An 18,590-nucleotide genomic window follows, 5' to 3' on the forward strand; every position below is an offset into this window, starting at 1 on the left:
CTTGGCTCACTCCCTTCCTTTTAGCAACCGTGCTTGGTGGTAAACAATCATGGACAAAATGGCAACGATTAACAGTAATAGGCCGAACACACTCATCAGAAACATTCGCGACTCACTCGTTTGTGGTAAGCGACCAGCAATCAAATCTGCTGAACCGGCTTTGACTACCGTTGCTAAATTCGCTGGCGTGGACTTCTTCTTACCGTTATTATCTCCAGCAGTTTGTGTATCGCCAGCGCTTTTCTTCTTAATCGGTCCAGCAGGTAGATCCGCCGCTGCCCCTGACGTTCTGGTCTGAGCCTCCGGATTACCAATGATATACACGCTGGTTTGCGTCGTTCCACTGGTCCCCACAACTGTTTTGGCGAGCGCTGGTGTTCCCATACCAACCCCTATAGTCAGCGTCAAGGTTAAAACGAACCACATGATAAGCTTTTTCATACCAACGCCCTCCCTTCAAAAGTGGGTTTACTTCTCTGCATCTTCCTCATCATCCCGACGACGGCGACGAATCAAGTAGATGATCAACAGAATCAATAAGATCAGAATCAACATGCCCAGGGCACCCAAGCCAATTAACAGCCAGATGTTAATCCCTGGATTGTCCACGGAATCCGCATTGTACTTGCTGGCCTGTGCCTTGGTAATTGTGAAGTCACGGTCAAACACCCAGGTGCGATCCGTATTCTTCACCACCATGTGTAGGTGATAGTGACCTGCTTCCAACGGCGTCTTACCGTAGAGCATGGGATAACTGAACGTCGTGTTCGGCGCCATCTGAACGTTCTCACGCTTGAGGTGCTTAACGACTTTGCCGCCGTCCCGATTGGTAATGGTGGTATTCATCTTAAGGTTAGGCACGATGGTCGCCGTTGGGTTCCGCAAATCTGCGACAACGCCACGGTGATAGTTACTGATTCCCGCGCCGACTTTACCCAATTTCAAGTCACCACTGGGAACCTTTCCCATGACGTATTCCATACCAACCACATAAGAATACTTACTACGAATGTTATTGGCACCCTTAACATTACTTGTCACTTTGGTGTTAACCCGCTCAAAGTACCAGCCACCTAAGAGAATCCCGTTGAAAGTCGTGTCAGGCATGGTTACCTTCGCGCTCACCACTTTACTCCCCTTGGCTGGAATCGTAATAGTTTGTTTGCCTTGAATCTTACTCAAGTCACTGATCTTGTATTTCAAACTGCATCGAACTTCTTCGCCGGGTTAACGTAATCAATCGTGCCCCCCGAATTGGTCCATGCGGTATGAATCGCCGTCTTAACCTTAATCTCTTGGTTCGTGACGTTGTAGACCCTGGTCTTTAACGTCTGGGTCTGTCCCGCCTTCATTCTTAATTCAAAGAACGAATTCTTTTTGTCGATTTGGTTCTTAGGAATCTGCGCTTGCACACTGTAACCGATATTATTGTTGACTGCCGCTGCCGCATTGGCGTTGACACTTCCAATTCCGGCAACACCCATCATGATTCCCAAAACCGCGAGCATCATGAGCTGAAACTTCTTAAATACTGACATACTTACACCTCTGTCTTACCCTAGTTAGACTCTTGTAGTATCAATCTCATGATACTACATATGTAAGCGAAAAAGGTGCTCATCTTTACTAATGGACACCTTCACTCGCAATTGGATCAATTATTTGGCTGGTGTGACAGGCGTGTCGCTTAAGGTCCAGTTCAAGGTACCTGCGTAAGTACCAGTCTTAGTGTTGGCACCAACATTAGCTAATGAGATCTTCGTAGGGTCAAGCTGGAAAGCAGTTTGGCCGGCACCGTTGTCGGCTGATGCTTGGTAGATAATTTGAGATGCAGCATCTGCGCCGTTAGCTGTTTTTTCAGTTGGTACACTAACTGTATTTGCGGCAATACCAGTGGTACCATCATTGACAACATCACCAGTGGTTTTATCAGTAAGAGTTCCTGAGTTGGTAATCTTGGTTGCTGCACCCGCGCCATTAAAGTCTACCGTGGCGCCCTTCAGAACCGTAGTATTATCATCTTGATTGACCATTGGAGTACTTCCAACAGAAACATACCAACCAGCATTACTCCCACGAGTATCAGAAATTTCAGTGACGAAGTTGGTGTTGTCAGCCGTTCCTGAAAAGTTCTCTGGCGTGATAGAATCTTTGGTTCCAACTAAATCTTGTGTTCCAGTAGTGACGGACTTTGCTGAACCAAAATTGATTGCATTAGTAACGTATAAGAACGTCAATCCACCTTTTGTCGCTTCAGGAGTGGAGGTCGAACCATTATCTGTAGTTTCACCGGTAGATTTCGTACCTGGATTGTCAGGATCTACAGGTGTCGTGACAGGGTCTGGCGCTTCGAAAGTTGCGGACGTCTTGGTAGAACCAGAAGTTCCGGCAACCGTTGCGGCGTTTGCGGCAACTGGTGCAATGCTCCCTAGTAATAATGCACTTGCTAATAAGATACTGCTTACTGTCTTCTTCATAAATAACGCGCTCCCTTTTGATTATATTATGGATTCCCAAAACACTGTGACAGACAATACTTGTGTGGCCCTGAATGGCTTATCTCGCATGTGGATAAGCACCTCAATCATTTAGGCCACTTCGAGAACTGCAACTCCCCCTAGAAGGTTGTTACGTTTCTTAAAGTATGTAACAAAGTTATTATAAGGCATAAATGTTGGGCTGTAAACAATTATTTTGACAAAAAAATAAAATTAATTAATCAATCGATAGAAACGCTTTATTTACCGGCATTCCGGGCTTTATAGTCATTTTAAAAATTTCAGTTTATACCTAATTTGGTTTACTCTAACGCGACATCTAGGCAAATGTGGACATCTTTTCAGAGACATAATAGGGCCTCAATCGTATATCCCCATTGGTTTTCTACTCACTTCGAGTAAGCATTTTTCAATGAAATCAATCTAGCTAAAGGTTGGATACTTTTCTTATTTTTCGTTGCTTCAGCAATCTACCAATCTAAGACTCGTCTCTAAAAAAGCGCAAAAATAAATTGGCCACCAGAACCCAAAAATAATGCCATGGACCTGCCCTCTCAGAAGCAAGGCACAACAAAAAGGAACCATGACCACAGTCACAGCTCCCCTTATCAGTTAATCATTGTTTCCCGGCACATCATTCAGGTACCACGTGATGGTCCCAGAATACACGTTGGTCGTGCTTCCCGTGTAAATGTTGGGCTTTGCATCGAGGTAAATGCCCGCGGGCTCACTACCCGTGTAGGCATTGCCGTCTTGCACCCAGCCTTTTGCCACGTCAGTCGAATCGCCAGACCGCTTGCCGGACGCCACGGGTACCGCATTACCCGCATCCAGCTTGGTCTCGGTGCCCTGGCCATCTTCGTAGACCACGTTGCCACTCAGCGTGCGTCCACTCTCATCAGTCATCGTCGAGGCTTTCGCGCTCAGGTACCAAGGCGAACCTGTCTCCCGCGAGTCTGAGATATTGATCTGGTAGGCTCCGGGGGCAAACAACGTGGACTGCGCTGGCACGGCCAGCGTCGCGCCAGCCCCGAAGACCAGATCGGTCAGGTTGCCAAATTGCAGCGTCCCCAACCCCCGCGTCACGGAGATAGCGGCCGGTGTGGCGCTCTTGTCCCCATTGCTGTCAGTTGCATTCAGATTGATTGTCTGCGTGCCGCCAGCTACCAAGGTCGTCAGGTCATCGGTCGTCGAAAAGGCTAAGCCGTCATCGGCTTGTGTCAGCGGCGTGGTATCACCCTGCTTGGTAACCTGCAACTTCGTTTGGTCGGCCAGCCAGGCCGCAATGTCCGTCGCGGATTTTCCTGCCACATGAGCCGCCCAGTCGTCCGGATCAATCGTCAAACTGGCCGTCGCTGGTGAAATGGTCAGTGGCACCGTGTCAACGACGTCAGCCGTAGCGGATTTGGTATCACCATATTCGTTGTACTCAGTAACTTTGATGGTACTGGCAGCGTTCAAATCCTTTAGGGTTTGCGTTCCCAGGTCGATCGTATACTTGCCGTCCGTGCCAACCGTCGCCGTGTGCGAGCCATCCGCGCCCGCCAGTGCCACCGTCAAGCCCGGTTCAGCTGTCCCGGTCACTTGGGTTGCGCTGGAAGCCACCGTCCCGTTACCATCGATCGTGACGTCCTGCCAATCCTTAGTGACACTAGAATCACTATCAAGCGTGATGGTGTAATACTTTTCTGTACCCGTTTCACTACCTGCATACTCATATGAGAAGCCCAGGTATAAAGGCAATGAAAATGTATTGCCCAGACCACTCATATCAACATCTAGCTCTGTCCACCCACTGGGGTAACTCTTAACACTTGTCGGCCGACTGCCAGAAGCTAGTCCCCAACCGGTTAGCGAATTGGTAACCACTGAATTTCCCAGTTCATTCGTAATATCTGGATAGACTTTTACAAAGTAGTAGTGCATCGTATCTTTTAGCGTCATGGCTCCACTTTCCGACTGCGTAAATTTAACAAAAAATTTCGTTGTTTTATTGGTAACTCTGCCGTTAGATACCCCGTTAGCATAAACCCCATTGGGCTGTTCCGGATAATATTGCATGCCAGCGTAACCACTCCCCGTATTACCAGGAGCAGTACTAGCTGCATCTCTTGACGTATTAAACGTATTCCCTGATAACAGCGTCGCATCCGCATCCACGCCAATCGGATTGCTACCAGCGGCCTGTGCGAGATTGGTCGTCACCATAATCCCCAGCCCGACAGCGACCAGCAATAAGCCAAGCTGTCGCAAAATTTTCTTCAACTTCATCTCGGCTCACTCCCTCTCCTTCAGTAGCCGCGCTTGGTGATAGACAATTGTTGATAAAATCAAGACGATTAGCAGTAATAAGCCGAAGACACTCATCAAGAAGACGCGTGACTCACTGGTCTGAGGCAACCGGCCCGCAATCAGGTCCGCCGACCCCGCCTTGACCATGGTCACCACGGCACCCGGCGCTGACTTTTTCTTGGCTGGCTGGTTGCCACTCACTTGGTCTGCCTGTCCTTGGCTTTGGCTTTTGGCCTTAGTCGTCGGCTGCTTGCCATCGGGAACATTTTTGCTCGCCTCATCTGCACCAGTACCAGACGCCAGCCGGCTAGCAGTTGGATTACCAATGATCGTCACACTGGTCTTCGTGGTCCCGCTGGTTCCCGCCACAGTGCTGGCGAGCGCTGGCGTTCCCACGCCAACACCAATCACTAGTGCAAGTCCCAGAATCAAACGCACGATAGCTTTCTTCATGACCAACGTCCTCCTTTCCGTGGAGACTAGTTCGTCGTATCCTCATCCGCATCATTTCGACGACGCCGAATCAGGTAGATAATTAATAGAATCAGTAAAATCAGGATCAACATGCCCAGCGCCCCTAAACCAATCAGTAGCCAAATGTTCATGCTGGGATTATCTACTGAGTCCGCATTGTACTTCTTCGCCTGCGCCTGGGTAATCGTAAAGTTGCGATCAAAGACCCAGGTCCGGTCCTTGTTTTTCACGACCATGTGCAGGTGGTAGTAGCCCGCCTTCAGCGCCGTCTTGCCGTACAGCATCGGATAGCTAAAGGTCGTGTTCGGCGCCATCTGGACATTGTCTTGCTTGACCTGTTTGACGACTTGACCGCCATCTCGGTTCGTGATCGTCGTATTCATCTTCAGATTGGGCACGATGGTTGCGGTTGGATTCCGCAGGTCAGCGATGACCCCACGGTGGTAGTTACTGATGCCCGCACCAACTTTGCCGAGCTTCAAGTCGCCAGCCGGGACCTTACCCATGACGTATTCCATGCCCACGACATAGGCATACTTATTACGAATATTGTTGGCACCCTTCACATTACTGGTGACCTTGGTATTCAATCGTTCAAAATACCAGCCGCCTAAGATAATGCCATTAAATGCGTTGTCTTGCGGCATTTGGACGTTTGCCGTCACGACCTTGCTGCCTCTAGCTGGTAGCGTCACGGTCTTAGCCCCTTGGACTTTGGTGATATTGCTCATCTTGTACTGCAATGAAGAATCGAATCGTTGCGGTTGATTGGTATAGTCAATCGTGCCGACAGAATTAGTCCAAGCCGTATGAATCGCTGACTTCACTTTGATCTCTTGGTCGGTCACGTTATACAGTCTGGCCCGCAGAGTTTGCGTCTGGCCTGGCTTCATACGGAGCTCAAAGAACGACTGTTTCTTGTCAATTTGGTTCTTGGGAATCACCGCTTTCACGCTATACCCAATATCATTGGTCACCGTCGCGGCGTGACCCATCACCGGTAATGCCATCCCCACTAGCACACTGAACAAACCGACGACGATGAGTTGTATCTTCTTTAATCCTTGCATTCTAAACCCCTGCCTTACCCTAGTTAGACTTTTGTTTGTTATATCAAGTGATATAGCATATGTAGGCGAAAAAGGCGCTCATCTCAACCCAATGGACACCTTTTAATCGCAACGAAGAATTTATTTAGCTGGTTCAACTGGCGCATCATCCAAGGTCCAAGTCAGACTACCGTTGTAAGTCCCTGTGTTCGTGTTAGGACCGATATTATTCAACTTGATATTCGTTGGGGCCAGTTGGAATGACGTTTGCCCAGCACCATTGTCAGCGGCCGCTTGGTAGATGGTTTGCGCAGCACCCGTTTCAGTTGGCACACTCACGGTATTGGCTGAAATGCCGTCCGCACTCGCAGAATTCTTGATCGTTGTTGGGCCATCAAAATCAACCGTGGCTCCCTTCAATGTGTTCGTGTTCGCATCCGTATCCTTGGCATTGACCATTGGGCTGCTAGAAACGGTAACGTGCCAGCCTGCGTTACTCCCACGGGTGTCAGAAAGTTCAGTTACAAAGTTAGAATTGATCGTCTTGTCGGCCGTAAAACTCCCGGTACTGATCGTGTCAACATCCAATGATTGGGTCTTAGTCGTGACGGCTTTGGCAGAACCAAAGTCAATCGAGTCTGTCACGTATAAGAACGTTAATCCGCCCTCGCTTGTCGTAGCACCGTTCCCCCCATTATCACCAGTAGAAGATGTGTCTGGATTATTAGGATCAACTGGGGTTGTCACTGAATCTGGTGCCGTGAAGGCCGCTTGGGTCTTCGTACTCCCTGACGTGCCAGTAACCGTGGCCGCATTCGCCGCAACAGGTGCAACCGTCCCCAACAATAATGCACTGGCTAATAAGATACTGCTTACTGTCTTCTTCATCATGATGTAATGCACTCCTTTGATTTGTACTTCCCAAAACACTGTGACAAACAATACCTCGTGATCTAAACTACTTGGTTCCCGACGCCAAGCACCTAATCCATTTAGATTACTTCAAGAATTGCAACGGCCATTAATGGTTGTTACGCTTCTTTAAGTATGTAACAACGTTAGTATAGGGCCAATAGGTGGGGTTGTAAATATTACTACCGGACAAAACGTGAAATTGGCGTCCTAATTACTAAATCGTTAGTAAGCTTATTATATCAACAAACAGGGCACATAATATGGGTGATTGATACCCCAATCTTTTTATATAACGCCCGCTTTCATGCAGTTTTAGGCGGTTGTTTCAAAAGCGATAGGTCCTCAATCGTCTAGCCCCGCGGACTTTTTTCGGTCGCAATCGACAGTGACTTTCATCACGCCAATCATGCAAAAGGCTGGATTAATTGTGGCTTAGTTAAATCGGTTTACGTTTCAAATTCACATCACCGTGATGCGTCGCCAAAAAGACGTACTCGCTCGTCAATCACACACGAGTTAGTACGTCTACCTGTCAAAGCTGTTTGGTTGTTTTGGTGTTGGTAGGTGGCCTGAATCTGACGGCTCCGTGGCCCATCGAGCCTAAGTCATATGTTAACCAGCTTCTTTGGCTACGATTGCCTGGCCACCATTTCAATTGAGAGCTGTAAATTACTGTTCTGCACGTCGCGACCAATGTTCCTCTTAAATTTAAAACGACTGGCTACTTAATTGCCAACACTAATTTCTTATTCGCACTCACGTATTGTCCATTCGCAAGCACAAACCGCGTCGTCAAGTTGTGCTGCTTGCGTGCAATCACGTTTAGCGTCTGCCCTGCTTTAACGTGTTTAACCTTTTTGGTCAGCCCCACTCGCTGATAGCTATTGATGCCCTTTGGATTAATGACTTTAATTTTCTTGGGTGTTTTTTGGTAATAGGCCGGCGCTACGAATGCCTTTCGTACCGTAATATAGCCGGTCTTACCAGCGGTCTTGCTGCCATGGTTGACGTCTTTGACTTGATAACGTGGTGCCCCCGACTTGCTTTTAGCATATCCGGTTACCACAAACAATGGCCGTTGCGTCCGCTTAACTTGACGATACTTAGCTACTCTTTGACGCTGATTGAACGTTGGCTTTTGATACAGGTAAATCGTCTTTAGTCCATAGACCACCGTTTTCTTAGGTGCGACCGCCTCGATTGCGGCCTCACCAGGCGTTACGGTTAACGTCACCGTCTTAGTTTTTCCGTTATCTGCGGTTAGGGTAATCGTATACGTCCCCGGTACTTTGAGATCAGCTTCGCCAGCAGCCACCGTTACCGGAATTTCTTCACCGTCACTGTTAAGTGCTCGTGCATGGAACGTTGCGGCATCAACGTTCTCGCCCGAAACAATCGTGGCGTGGTCGTCCGCGGTTAAGGCAGACTGATCTACCTTGCTAGGAACAATGACAGGGTTAGTTTCTGGCTTCAAATAGACATAGAAATCTTGCGCCGTATAACCGCCGCCTTTAGCAGGTGTTAAGGTCAAGAATTGATTTCTTGCTTCCTTATCAGTTTTGTCCTTATCTAGTACCATGCCTTGATACCCATAATCTATAAAGGGTTGGGCTTCCTCCTGCTCAAAAAAAACCGCAATCGCTGCTTTCTGCTCAGCAAGGTCCATACTAGAATCCGGGTTATATAAATAACTAGGTTTGAAAATAGTGAAATACTCTTCAATCGCTTGCTTCCGCAAATTAGGATGGTTAACGTAAGTAAGAATTATATTCAAATGATCATAAACTGAATAATTCTCAGCATAAATAGGTATGTTGTGCTTTTTTATAAAGTCATTCACCGAAGTTTCTTTTGCTTTCTTAACGTCCATACGGCTACTAAGAGTTTGTATTGGGGGGGTATGTTTATCTTTATCTTCATCAGGAGATCTCAGAAAGATATTAATTCTGATATTAGCTTCTTCCGGTTCCGAACTGACATCATCTGCATATGCCACACGATTCCCACCAGCAATTATCCCCAAACACACACTCATTGCAATAAGGCCAATCCCGGTAAAAATTCGTTTTAGCCATGATTTTCGCTTCATTATTGTTCACCTCTTTCCCCTAAATTATAACGCTTACATCGGTTAATTGTATATTAAATGTTTACAATCATTGAAAATTAACACGTTTTCTTGTTTTGCTGTAATTACTATCAAAAATAACGACCCCACACAAAAGGCCGGTGCCAACTTCGCACCAACCTGAGTTCTAATTCTTCAAAATCTCCTGCACCAACCGTTGCGTATCCGTTGTGCGCTGAGCCTGAGCGTCCTTCATCTGTAGGTAGGCTTGCTGTAAGGCCGACAACGTCACGGCTTCTTCATCTTCCGGTAAAGCGTACAGCCGGTGATAGGCGGCAGCGACTGCCGGGAAATCCGACTGGTTGCTGGCCAACTGACGTAACTGCGCCGTGGTCACGTGATTCTTCTTAGCCGGGACCCACCCTATCGCTGGTTGTTGCGCCAACCGCTGGGCGAATGCCTGCCGCAAGTTTTTCGGCCAAGTGGTGGGTACTGTTTGGCCCGCCGTCAAGCGTTCCCGCAGCGTCAGACAATCCGTGAGCACGCTGGCTGGCACCTGCTGGCCCTCCCAGGGACGTTGGAGCTTGGTTAACCAATCCTGCCGTTGAGCGGGTGTCAACGTGAAGCCGACCGCCGCGTTGAACAGGTCATCGTTCCAATCCCGCTGGCGTTGTTGGGCGCGGCGTTGGCTGAACCGATCCAAGTCGGCTACCAGGTACCGCGGTGCAATCTGTAAGCGCGCTGCGGTGATTTGGCCGCTACGGGTAAATTCCGTGGCCATCACACCTAATTGGTAGGAATTGATCAGCTTCCTTAGCTGTGCTGGCAGGGTCACGTCCGCCAGTTGGGCCTTGAACGTCGCTAGTGGCAGGCGTTCGGCCATCAGATTAGCCACCTGCCGCAGAGTCGTTTGGTACGGTGCCGAGGCCCGCAATGCCTGCACGGCAGAGCTCTCCTGATGCTGGGCGCGGTCCCAGGCCGCCTGGGATTCTTCTTCGGCCAGTTGGCGCTCCTGGTCAGCGCGGTGTTGCGCGGCTTGCTTGGCCGCCGCTGCCGCCTTGTGGTCAAGCGCTGTCAGTGTGTCGTATTCACTAAGGTACGGGCGTAATTGGCCTTCTGGTAAGGTCGTTTGTCGGTGTTTCAAATACCCCGTCACCGTGTGTTCGGTCCCGTTATGGACCCACCGCTGGCGGCGATGATGAGCGGCCGGCAGATTGGGCAACGCTACCGAATCCCACAAGATCTCTGGGACCTGTGGGTAGTGTTCGGTCAGGTCATCGTACTGGGCGACCGCGTGAATGTTGTCCTCGGTGGTGATGGTCATCAGATATTGCATTTCATCGCTCATGAACTTCTTCACGCACTCCGAACCAACGATAATCTTGTGGCCGTTGGCGCGCAACGCCACGTGGTACTCGTAGCGCACCGGTTTGTGGCACAACGCACAGTGCCGCCAATCCAGCCGCTGACTGCTGGGATTGATCACGTAAGGCGAATCCGCCAGCAATTTCCAGGCCGTACTGCTTAATTTCAGCCAATCGACCCGCTGTTCCAGCAACGCTGCCCGTGCCGACCGGGGCAAGAAATCACTACTGTCCTTGATGGTCGGGTGGTCGCGCAACAGCGGCATCAACCGGGTCAACGCCGGCAAGGCCAGGGCCTGCTGACTGAGTTGTAAGAACCGGTTCTCCGCCGGCGTCAAAATCGTGGTTGCCATATCTTCCGTCCTCCCTGCAAAAATCGCGTTCTTTTAGTGTAGCATATTTCGGGCGAAATGGGGAACGTACGTTTTAAATTTTCTCTCCTAACGTAAACTGGTCCCCTCTTTTTCGGGTCCACTGGCCCTTGGCGCTGGCGGCGATTCCCCGTAAACTTAGTCTTGTAGGTGCCACGCTTGGGCTAAGGCGCGCACCCCACTGACAATCTGGTCATCGGTGACCTGCCTGAAGCTCAGGACCACGCTATGATCCGCGGGCACCCCGTTGGCCCAGCAGCGGTCCGGATTGACCAGTCCCACGCCCACCGCGGCGGCTTGGGCGATCAGGTGACTGATGGGTGGGGTGGTTGACAACTGGACCACGATGAAGCTCCCGGCTGCGGCACCGGTGATGCGGATGCGGTCGCCAAACGCCTGCTGCAGGGTCGTGATCAATAGTTGGCGGCGGTTGCGGTAGACGATGGTCAGTTGGCGGATGAACCGCTCCAGGCTGTCATTGGCAATCATGCGGCCCAGGATCTGTTGTTGCCACTGCGAGTTGCGGTTAGGCAGACGGCCGTACGTTTGTTGATATCGGTCAGCGAAGCCCGTTGGCAAGACCAAGATGCCCATGCACAGCGCTGAGCCCAACGTGTCATCGTAGTTGGTGTAGTAAAAGCTCCGCTGGCCGGCCAGGTCGTGATACAGCGCCGGGGCGGGTTGGCCGTCGTAGACCATGGTGCCGTCCGTATCCAGCTCGATTAAGTAGCGCTGGGTGGCCCGTAACCGCTGGGCCAACCGTTGGCGTTGGGATACGGTTAGTCCCTGACCGTCCGGAAAATTGTGGGTCGGCGCCAGCACGTAACCGGTCGCGTCCGGCCAAGCCTTTTGATAGTTGACGGTTGCCACGCCTAATTTTTGCCAGACCTCACGGGCGTTCGGGGCGATAGGTTCCGCCACCGCCAGCCGGCCTTGGGCGAATTCGGGTACCAGATTGGCGATGATGCCCGCCGCCTCGTTGAAGCCACTGGTCACCACGATCTGGTCGGCCGTCACGTGAATCCCCTTGAGCCGGGCCAAATACTGCGTCACCTGTTGGCGATACTGGGCATCCCCGCTGGCCGGTTGAATGTGGGTCACCCCCGACCACATCACCGCCCGTTCCGCCGCCTGCCACGCCGTTTTCGGAAATAGCTGGAGGTGGTCGAAATCTTCCGTGAAGTCGACGGCAAATTGGGGCCGGGCCACCGGCTGAAGCGGCGTTTCCGCGGCCGTCAAGACTGGCAACTGCTGGGCCACGCGGTAACCGGCGCCGGGCTTGCTGACCAAATACCCTTCGGCGACCAAGTCCTGGTACGCGTGGTCCACCGTGTTGCGGCTGACGGCCAACGTTTGCGCCAGATAACGGGTACTGGCCACCTGTTGTCCCGGCTGGCGAATCCCCGTTTCAATTTCCGCCCGTAACTGGCGATACAGCTGATGGTAAATCTGCTCGCCGCTCTCTCGTTCGATCACTAACATCTCGGACCCCACCTTCACACGAATTTATTTCCATTGTACAAGAAAGGACCCTTAATATGAAAATCTTATTGATCAATGCACATCCTGACTATCAAAATCCCGCCCGGACCATCAATCAGCTGACCGAACACGCCCGCCAAACGATCCAGCAATTGGCACCGGACCAGGACCTCGACCAACTCACCCTCTACGACCCGGCTACTGACATTCCCGCCATTTCGGCAACTTCCCTGAATTACCCGGAAACGGTCCAACCGGCGCAACAAAAGCTGATCGACCAGTGGAAGGCTGCCGACTTGATTCTTATCATGATGCCGCTGCACAACTTTAACGTGGTCACCGGCCTGAAGACCTACATCGATGATATCTTCATCGCCAGACAGACGTTCAAGTACACGGCGGACGGGTCGGTGGGCCTCTTGGATGGACACCAACGGGTCATCTACGTCCAATCGAGCGGCAGTGACTACCAGCACGACCTGCGCTACGTCAACGCGGACTTCGCGCCCCACTACCTCCGCACGATTCTCAACTTCATGGGCATCAAGGACATGACGCTAATTCGCGCCGAGGGTTTAGATCTGGCTGGTAGTGACAAGCCGGCCATCGTGGCCCAGACCAAACGAGACCTGACGGCGGCATTGACGGCAGCGTTAGCGACGGACTAGCTGGCAGATAATCAAGATAAAAGGCGTTCAGTACTCACCGATTGGGGTGGCGCTGAACGTCTTTTGGCTTACGCGGGACGCCAAGCTGGTGAACCGCTAGTTGTTGCTAATCCAATTTACCATTCATAAATTGCGCCTCGCCGTTACCAAAGCTCCAATCGGCCTTGGTGTTGCTGGTGATGTTGATCATCACATCGGCAGGCTCAACGTCGGCGTGCTCCTGAAGTTCCTTGACCAGCCGCGCGTAGAAGCGTTCTTTGTCTGCTTCCTTGCGGGGGCTTGAGGTCAGACTGAACATCAAAAACTTATTGGTCCGGTTGAAGCCCAGGCCCACGTCTTCGATGATCATTTCTTCAGAATCGTGTTGCGTCACGATTTGGTACCGGTCGCGTGGCAACAGGTGCAGTTCCTCAGTGGCGACTTGGTACGAGATGTCTAAAATATTTTTGATTTCTTTCTTGCTCCGGCCGCGAAACATATCAATGCGCATCATTGGCATGGGTAAGACTTCCTTTCTGTAATTCCTCGTGAATTTTACCACAGCACAGTCACCAAACACATCCAGGCGACTCGCGGATGGCCTTGGCTCGGCCATAGGTGGTAACAACAGAAACTAGTTTACCGCGGATGGGTGGTGGCCGACTTGATAAATGTCAAGACTTTGGATTTTATCCCTAGCTCTATATAAAAAAAGCCATCAATATTAGATGGCTTTTTTAGCACTTAATCAGGTTGCGAATCGATTTGACTTAAAAAACTTTCTCCATATCCCTCATTATCAATTTCAAAATTATCTAAAATAGTTGCTCCTACATCACTATAAGTATTACGCACGCCAATATTTCTCCCAATAATTCCTTTAGAGTACGCAATAACTGGTACAAACTCACGAGTATGATCCGTTCCCTTAAATGTCGGATCATTTCCATGGTCCGCTGTTATAATCAATAAATCATCTTCAGTAATTAGTTTCAACATCTCCCCTAACTTACAATCAACCCTGACTAGCTCCTCGCCATATCCTTTTGCATCCCGTCGATGGCCAAACTTAGAATCAAAATCGACTAAATTAACAAAGATAAATCCTTGAGTTACCACTTTCATTGCATGAATTGTTTGGTCTATTCCCTCTAAGTCGTTGCCTGTATGAATTTCTCGTTCAATTCCTCTCGACGAAAATATGTCATTAACTTTGCCAATTCCTGTTACTGGAATACCGTTTGCAGCTAATAAATCCAAAACCGTTTCCTCGGGCGAATCCATTGAAAAGTCTTTTCTATTTTTACTTCTTTCAAAGGTACCCTTATCTTTTCCAATAAAAGGCCGAGCGATAATTCTACCAACAGTTAATTCACTTTGATCAATTATCGTTCTGATGAAACGACATATCCGATACAGCTCTTCTACTGGTACAGAATCTTCATGTGCGGCAACCTGTAACACAGAATCTCCAGAGGTATAAATAATCAAACTACCATCTGCCTTCTGCTTTTCACCAAAATCAGACATTGCCTCTGTCCCAGAAGACGCACGGTTCAAAATAACCTTTCTATTTGAAAAGTGCTCAATTTGATCAATTAATTTTGCCGGAAAACCATTTGGAAAAGTATCCAATGGCCTACTAATCGGGACCCCCATTAGCTCCCAATGTCCATTAATACTATCCTTTCCTGCTGAAATTTCTTTCATTTTACCAACAATACTGATCAACTTTTTTTGTGCAGGAACTCCCTTTAATGGATTATCTGTTCGAATATTTCCCAAGCCCAATTTTGTCATTACAGGTACTTGTAGCCCATTAGGAAAATACTGACTAACATGTCCTAAAGTATCAGCACCAACATCATCAAAAAGTTCTGCATCCGGAGCCGCCCCAATTCCCATTGAGTCCAAAACCATCACGATTACCTTTTCAAATTTTCTCATATTCCATATTCACTTCCCATTCAATCGCTCATTTGTTTTTTACCCAGAGGATTGGGAATTAAATTAACAACAACTAATGAAATCAAGTATAAAGACCCTAAGAACAACAGAGCTGCTGAAAATCCGCTTTTATCAATTAGATAACCTATCAAAATCGGCGATAGCCCACCAATTGCACGACCAGTATTAAAAATCACATTATTAGCAAAGCTTCGAACTTCCGTTGGATAAAAACTACTAATCAATGCACCGTAACCGGCATTCATACCGTTAGCGAAAAAGCCAACAATCATACCAACTACTAACATTAACAGTGAATTATGAACTAACGAATATAGTGATACAGAGGCTGCTGCCATAATTAAAAATGCAGAATATGTTATTTTAGATCCCAATCTATCTAATAACTTACCAAAACACAACATCCCAATTGACATCCCAATAATAGTTGAAATCATCCACATCGATGAGCCAGATACCGTCAATCCTTGCTGCTTTTCTAGTAATGAAGGTAGCCAGTTCATTAATCCATAATATCCAGCAATTTGAACTGTCGACATTATAATTAACCCTGCTGTGATTCCCGTTGTTTTGGGATCTCTAATTAAAATTTTTAAACGTGGATGTTGATGGTTTTCCTGTTCTTTCCTATGTGTCGATTGCCATGCCTTAGTTTCTGGCAAATGCCGTCTTACAAAATAAGCTAGGATTACTGGCAATACTCCAAAAACAAACGTTCCACGCCAACCAGCCAGCGGAATTATCGTTGCTGCAATAATCGCGGCTAACAGTGTTCCCATCTGACCGCCAACTGTAATCCAAGAAGACATTTGTCCACGGCGGCTCTTTGGAAACACTTCAGCTACTAACGCCATTCCAATCCCATACTCACCACCTGCACCTAAACCAACGATGAATCGAAGAACATAAATTTCCGTAATGCTATGGGCAAATGCCATGAGCAAAGTAGCGATGGCAAAAATAAAAATTGTGTAAGTGAATGTTTTAATTCGACCATGCCTATCTGCCATATAACCAAATAGTACGCCGCCTAAGAGCATGCCAATATTGGTAATAGATGGGAGCATTCCCCCCGCTGCAGAAGAAATATGAAATTCGCTAATAATCGAGCTGAGTGCAAAAGACAGCAGTAGAACGTCCATTCCTTCTAATCCTAGTCCCAGCATAGAAGAAGCCAGAACCTTTTTTTGATACGATTTTTGTTCTTCCATCCTCATTAAGCCTCCAGTTAACTATGCTAAAATTGATCTTAAGACTGTCTCAGCTGATGCTTTATGAATTCGGTTATAATCGGCTGGTTCTTCCCAAGTATAAGTATCTCGGCTCAAATGAACGACCAAACAATTAGCCACAGGAACTCCATAGACAGAGCCTAGCAGGAATAAAACTGCTGACTCCATTTCTGCATTAATAACTCCCCTACTCCTCCAGTAATTCATCTTGGTATCGTCAACTTTCAAATTACTTCCCGAAATTTCAGGCTGTCGATATTGTCCAAAAAAGTACGTCTCCGTTGTTAATCCAATTCCTGTATACGTTTTGAAACCATTAGCAACTGCTCCATGATAAATCGTATCGACAAGCAATGGATCAGCCACTGCGGGATATTCATCAGGCACATATTCTCCTAAAAGACCTTTTGTTCTTACCATTGCACGATTTACAATAATATCTCCAGGATGAATATTCTCGTCCCATGAACCACATCCACCACACCTAACAATCATCTTAGCGTCATTCTCAAGTAATTCTATGACACATATTTCTGTCGAACCTACACCCATTCCAGTAGAACAAATCGAGACATGATGTCCTTCAAATTCTCCGACCACTAGTACAAATTCTCGACTATCTTCAAGTTTTCTTCTCTTATCCCAATTCTCGGAAATTAAATCAACACGGGCCGGATCACCAACAATCAAGGTTATTTCACCTAAGTCTCCCTTTTGAATGTGCGTTAAATGTTCACTAGTCATTGTTAATCACCTTTTTATTTTCTTTTAGTGTCAATACGGTTAGAAACGAAATGATATATAAAACTGAAAGAAAGCCCATCGTGACAACCATTGTTGAATGATCTAATAAAAACCCGATTACCACAGCCGAGAAACCACCAACTGCTCTACCAATATTAAAAATTAAATTATTTGCTGAGGCCCTAATTTTTGTTTCGTAAAGATTCCCTACGATGGCGCCATACCCTGCATTCATTCCATTTGCAAAGAATCCGACGATAGCACCACCAATTAACAAGGTCATATTGGTCTGTGCAAAGGCATATAGAAATACAGAAATTGCTGATGCTATCAGGAAAATTGAATAAGCTACTTTACTCCCAATTTTATCCATGATTTGACCGAAAACCAACATTCCTAGTGACATTCCTACAATCGTTGATATCATCCAAATCGAGGAACCTGACACTGATAAACCAGATTTTTGTTGTAAAATCGATGGTAGCCAATTCATTAATCCAAAGTACCCAGCAACCTGAACAATAGCCATAATTGTTAGCTTAATAGTGTTGGATGCGTTTCCATTTTTAAATAAGTCTAGTAATGTGATATGTTCCGTCTGTGTTTCAACCTTCTTAGCTTCTTTCCACTCCGTAGATTCTGGGACTTTAAAATAAACAAATATTCCTAGAAAAATAGGTAATGCGCCAAAGATAAATAGGCTTCGCCAACCGGCCATCGGAATCAAAATTGCAACAGCAATTGCTGCAACAATACTCCCAAGCTGACCTGAAACAGTCACGTATGAATTAATTCTTCCTCTTTGTTTGCTACTAAATACGTCAGCAACCATCGACATAATAACACCATAAACACCACCACCACCAACACCTACCAGAAACCTCAAAACGTAAACAATCCAAATGTTCGTTGCAAATGCCATTAATCCTGTTGCTAATGCATAAATAATTGTAGTAATTGCATAAACCTTAACGCGACCATTCCGATCTGCCATTGGACCGAATGTTAAACCACCAACCAACATTCCAATGTTAGTAATCGTAGAAATAAATCCACCTGCCGCTCCGCTGATATGAAAGCTTGCAATCATTGATGCAAGAACAAAGGATAGTAACATCGTACTGGTTGACTGGGAGAACAGTCCTGTTGCGCTTGTAGTCAACGCCGTCTTCTGTTCTTTATTCATTTTCTGATCCATATTGACGCCTCCAATTTAGTTTCTTAAATTGCAGATTTAGTGTACCATTGCGTCAATGACAAAAATCAGTAGTTTTTTACAACAATTGACAGCTATTTACTGTAGCTACATACAAGGAGATGACGATTTGATTACGCTTTCGCAAGTTCTGCATAAAAACAAAGATTTACTTTATCCTCTGTATAACTTGGAAAACATCGAACGTCCAGTAGGGAGTGTCAAATTTTTTGTGTAAATGGAAGTCCTCTCCCATTAGCTAGCTTCTAATACATGGATTCTAACGTATCT

15 protein-coding genes and 1 pseudogene are annotated in these 18,590 nt (G+C 47.6%); 1 reads left to right on the top strand and 15 read right to left on the bottom strand.

What is annotated here, in order from left to right; translation table 11 throughout:
* Positions 1-6 precede the first annotated feature (6 nt).
* From NGM66_RS12625 to NGM66_RS12670, 10 genes and pseudogenes are all read right to left on the bottom strand, one after another.
* A complete protein-coding gene (locus NGM66_RS12625) occupies positions 7-441 on the bottom strand; it encodes an LPXTG cell wall anchor domain-containing protein (protein ID WP_258115766.1) in 435 nt (144 codons plus the stop codon).
* Positions 442-468: 27 nt separating this feature from the next.
* Positions 469-1,538: pseudogene (locus NGM66_RS12630) on the bottom strand (WxLIP family cell surface protein).
* Between the two features lie 120 nt (positions 1,539-1,658).
* Positions 1,659-2,477 carry a WxL domain-containing protein gene (locus NGM66_RS12635; protein WP_208907530.1) on the bottom strand — a complete coding sequence of 273 codons (819 nt, stop codon included), beginning with the start codon at positions 2,475-2,477 and terminating at the stop codon, positions 1,659-1,661.
* A gap of 633 nt (positions 2,478-3,110) precedes the next feature.
* The gene (locus NGM66_RS12640) at positions 3,111-4,769 is read right to left on the bottom strand and encodes an Ig-like domain-containing protein (RefSeq protein WP_208907529.1); all 1,659 of its coding nucleotides are present in this window, start codon (positions 4,767-4,769) and stop codon (positions 3,111-3,113) included.
* A 6-nt stretch (positions 4,770-4,775) separates the two neighbouring features.
* Positions 4,776-5,243, bottom strand: coding sequence for a hypothetical protein (locus NGM66_RS12645; RefSeq protein ID WP_258115767.1), 468 nt, complete (start codon positions 5,241-5,243; stop codon positions 4,776-4,778).
* A gap of 26 nt (positions 5,244-5,269) precedes the next feature.
* A complete protein-coding gene (locus tag NGM66_RS12650; protein ID WP_208907527.1) occupies positions 5,270-6,334 on the bottom strand; it encodes a WxLIP family cell surface protein in 1,065 nt (354 codons plus the stop codon).
* 120 nt (positions 6,335-6,454) lie between these two features.
* Complete coding sequence (locus NGM66_RS12655; RefSeq protein WP_208907526.1) at positions 6,455-7,204, bottom strand: WxL domain-containing protein; 750 nt, start codon at positions 7,202-7,204, stop codon at positions 6,455-6,457.
* A gap of 745 nt (positions 7,205-7,949) precedes the next feature.
* Positions 7,950-9,317: a DUF5776 domain-containing protein gene (locus tag NGM66_RS12660; RefSeq protein ID WP_208907525.1), complete on the bottom strand. Its 1,368-nt coding sequence runs from the start codon at positions 9,315-9,317 to the stop codon at positions 7,950-7,952.
* A gap of 166 nt (positions 9,318-9,483) precedes the next feature.
* On the bottom strand, positions 9,484-11,013 hold the full coding sequence (locus tag NGM66_RS12665; protein ID WP_208907524.1) for a hypothetical protein: 1,530 nt from the start codon (positions 11,011-11,013) through the stop codon (positions 9,484-9,486).
* A gap of 156 nt (positions 11,014-11,169) precedes the next feature.
* Positions 11,170-12,513 carry an aminotransferase-like domain-containing protein gene (locus tag NGM66_RS12670; RefSeq protein ID WP_208907523.1) on the bottom strand — a complete coding sequence of 448 codons (1,344 nt, stop codon included), beginning with the start codon at positions 12,511-12,513 and terminating at the stop codon, positions 11,170-11,172.
* 56 nt (positions 12,514-12,569) lie between these two features.
* Between NGM66_RS12670 and NGM66_RS12675 the strand changes: the two genes are divergently transcribed.
* A complete protein-coding gene (locus NGM66_RS12675; protein ID WP_208907522.1) occupies positions 12,570-13,181 on the top strand; it encodes an FMN-dependent NADH-azoreductase in 612 nt (203 codons plus the stop codon).
* Between the two features lie 106 nt (positions 13,182-13,287).
* Here NGM66_RS12675 and NGM66_RS12680 read toward each other — a convergent pair whose 3' ends face one another.
* From NGM66_RS12680 to NGM66_RS12700, 5 genes are all read right to left on the bottom strand, one after another.
* Positions 13,288-13,680 carry a tautomerase family protein gene (locus tag NGM66_RS12680; RefSeq protein ID WP_208907521.1) on the bottom strand — a complete coding sequence of 131 codons (393 nt, stop codon included), beginning with the start codon at positions 13,678-13,680 and terminating at the stop codon, positions 13,288-13,290.
* Positions 13,681-13,904: 224 nt separating this feature from the next.
* Complete coding sequence (locus tag NGM66_RS12685) at positions 13,905-15,107, bottom strand: phosphopentomutase (RefSeq protein WP_208907520.1); 1,203 nt, start codon at positions 15,105-15,107, stop codon at positions 13,905-13,907.
* A gap of 20 nt (positions 15,108-15,127) precedes the next feature.
* Positions 15,128-16,339 carry an MFS transporter gene (locus tag NGM66_RS12690; protein WP_208907519.1) on the bottom strand — a complete coding sequence of 404 codons (1,212 nt, stop codon included), beginning with the start codon at positions 16,337-16,339 and terminating at the stop codon, positions 15,128-15,130.
* Between the two features lie 21 nt (positions 16,340-16,360).
* Positions 16,361-17,104, bottom strand: a complete 744-nt coding sequence (locus NGM66_RS12695) for a nucleoside phosphorylase (RefSeq protein WP_208907518.1) — start codon at positions 17,102-17,104, stop codon at positions 16,361-16,363.
* Positions 17,097-18,302: an MFS transporter gene (locus NGM66_RS12700; protein ID WP_208907517.1), complete on the bottom strand. Its 1,206-nt coding sequence runs from the start codon at positions 18,300-18,302 to the stop codon at positions 17,097-17,099. Before NGM66_RS12700 ends, NGM66_RS12695 begins: the two co-directional genes overlap by 8 nt.
* Positions 18,303-18,590 lie beyond the last annotated feature (288 nt).

This window comes from Levilactobacillus yiduensis (assembly GCF_024718525.1).
Taxonomy (GTDB): domain Bacteria; phylum Bacillota; class Bacilli; order Lactobacillales; family Lactobacillaceae; genus Levilactobacillus; species Levilactobacillus yiduensis.

Coding starts and splice junctions, on each gene's coding strand:
- NGM66_RS12650 (WP_208907527.1), bottom strand. CDS start 6,334: ATGCAAGGATTAAAGAAGATACAACTCATCGTCGTCGGTTTGTTCAGT.
- NGM66_RS12640 (WP_208907529.1), bottom strand. CDS start 4,769: ATGAAGTTGAAGAAAATTTTGCGACAGCTTGGCTTATTGCTGGTCGCT.
- NGM66_RS12625 (WP_258115766.1), bottom strand. CDS start 441: ATGAAAAAGCTTATCATGTGGTTCGTTTTAACCTTGACGCTGACTATA.
- NGM66_RS12665 (WP_208907524.1), bottom strand. CDS start 11,013: ATGGCAACCACGATTTTGACGCCGGCGGAGAACCGGTTCTTACAACTC.
- NGM66_RS12695 (WP_208907518.1), bottom strand. CDS start 17,104: ATGACTAGTGAACATTTAACGCACATTCAAAAGGGAGACTTAGGTGAA.
- NGM66_RS12675 (WP_208907522.1), top strand. CDS start 12,570: ATGAAAATCTTATTGATCAATGCACATCCTGACTATCAAAATCCCGCC.
- NGM66_RS12660 (WP_208907525.1), bottom strand. CDS start 9,317: ATGAAGCGAAAATCATGGCTAAAACGAATTTTTACCGGGATTGGCCTT.
- NGM66_RS12685 (WP_208907520.1), bottom strand. CDS start 15,107: ATGAGAAAATTTGAAAAGGTAATCGTGATGGTTTTGGACTCAATGGGA.
- NGM66_RS12690 (WP_208907519.1), bottom strand. CDS start 16,339: ATGGAAGAACAAAAATCGTATCAAAAAAAGGTTCTGGCTTCTTCTATG.
- NGM66_RS12645 (WP_258115767.1), bottom strand. CDS start 5,243: ATGAAGAAAGCTATCGTGCGTTTGATTCTGGGACTTGCACTAGTGATT.
- NGM66_RS12655 (WP_208907526.1), bottom strand. CDS start 7,204: ATGATGAAGAAGACAGTAAGCAGTATCTTATTAGCCAGTGCATTATTG.
- NGM66_RS12670 (WP_208907523.1), bottom strand. CDS start 12,513: ATGTTAGTGATCGAACGAGAGAGCGGCGAGCAGATTTACCATCAGCTG.
- NGM66_RS12635 (WP_208907530.1), bottom strand. CDS start 2,477: ATGAAGAAGACAGTAAGCAGTATCTTATTAGCAAGTGCATTATTACTA.
- NGM66_RS12680 (WP_208907521.1), bottom strand. CDS start 13,680: ATGCCAATGATGCGCATTGATATGTTTCGCGGCCGGAGCAAGAAAGAA.
- NGM66_RS12700 (WP_208907517.1), bottom strand. CDS start 18,302: ATGGATCAGAAAATGAATAAAGAACAGAAGACGGCGTTGACTACAAGC.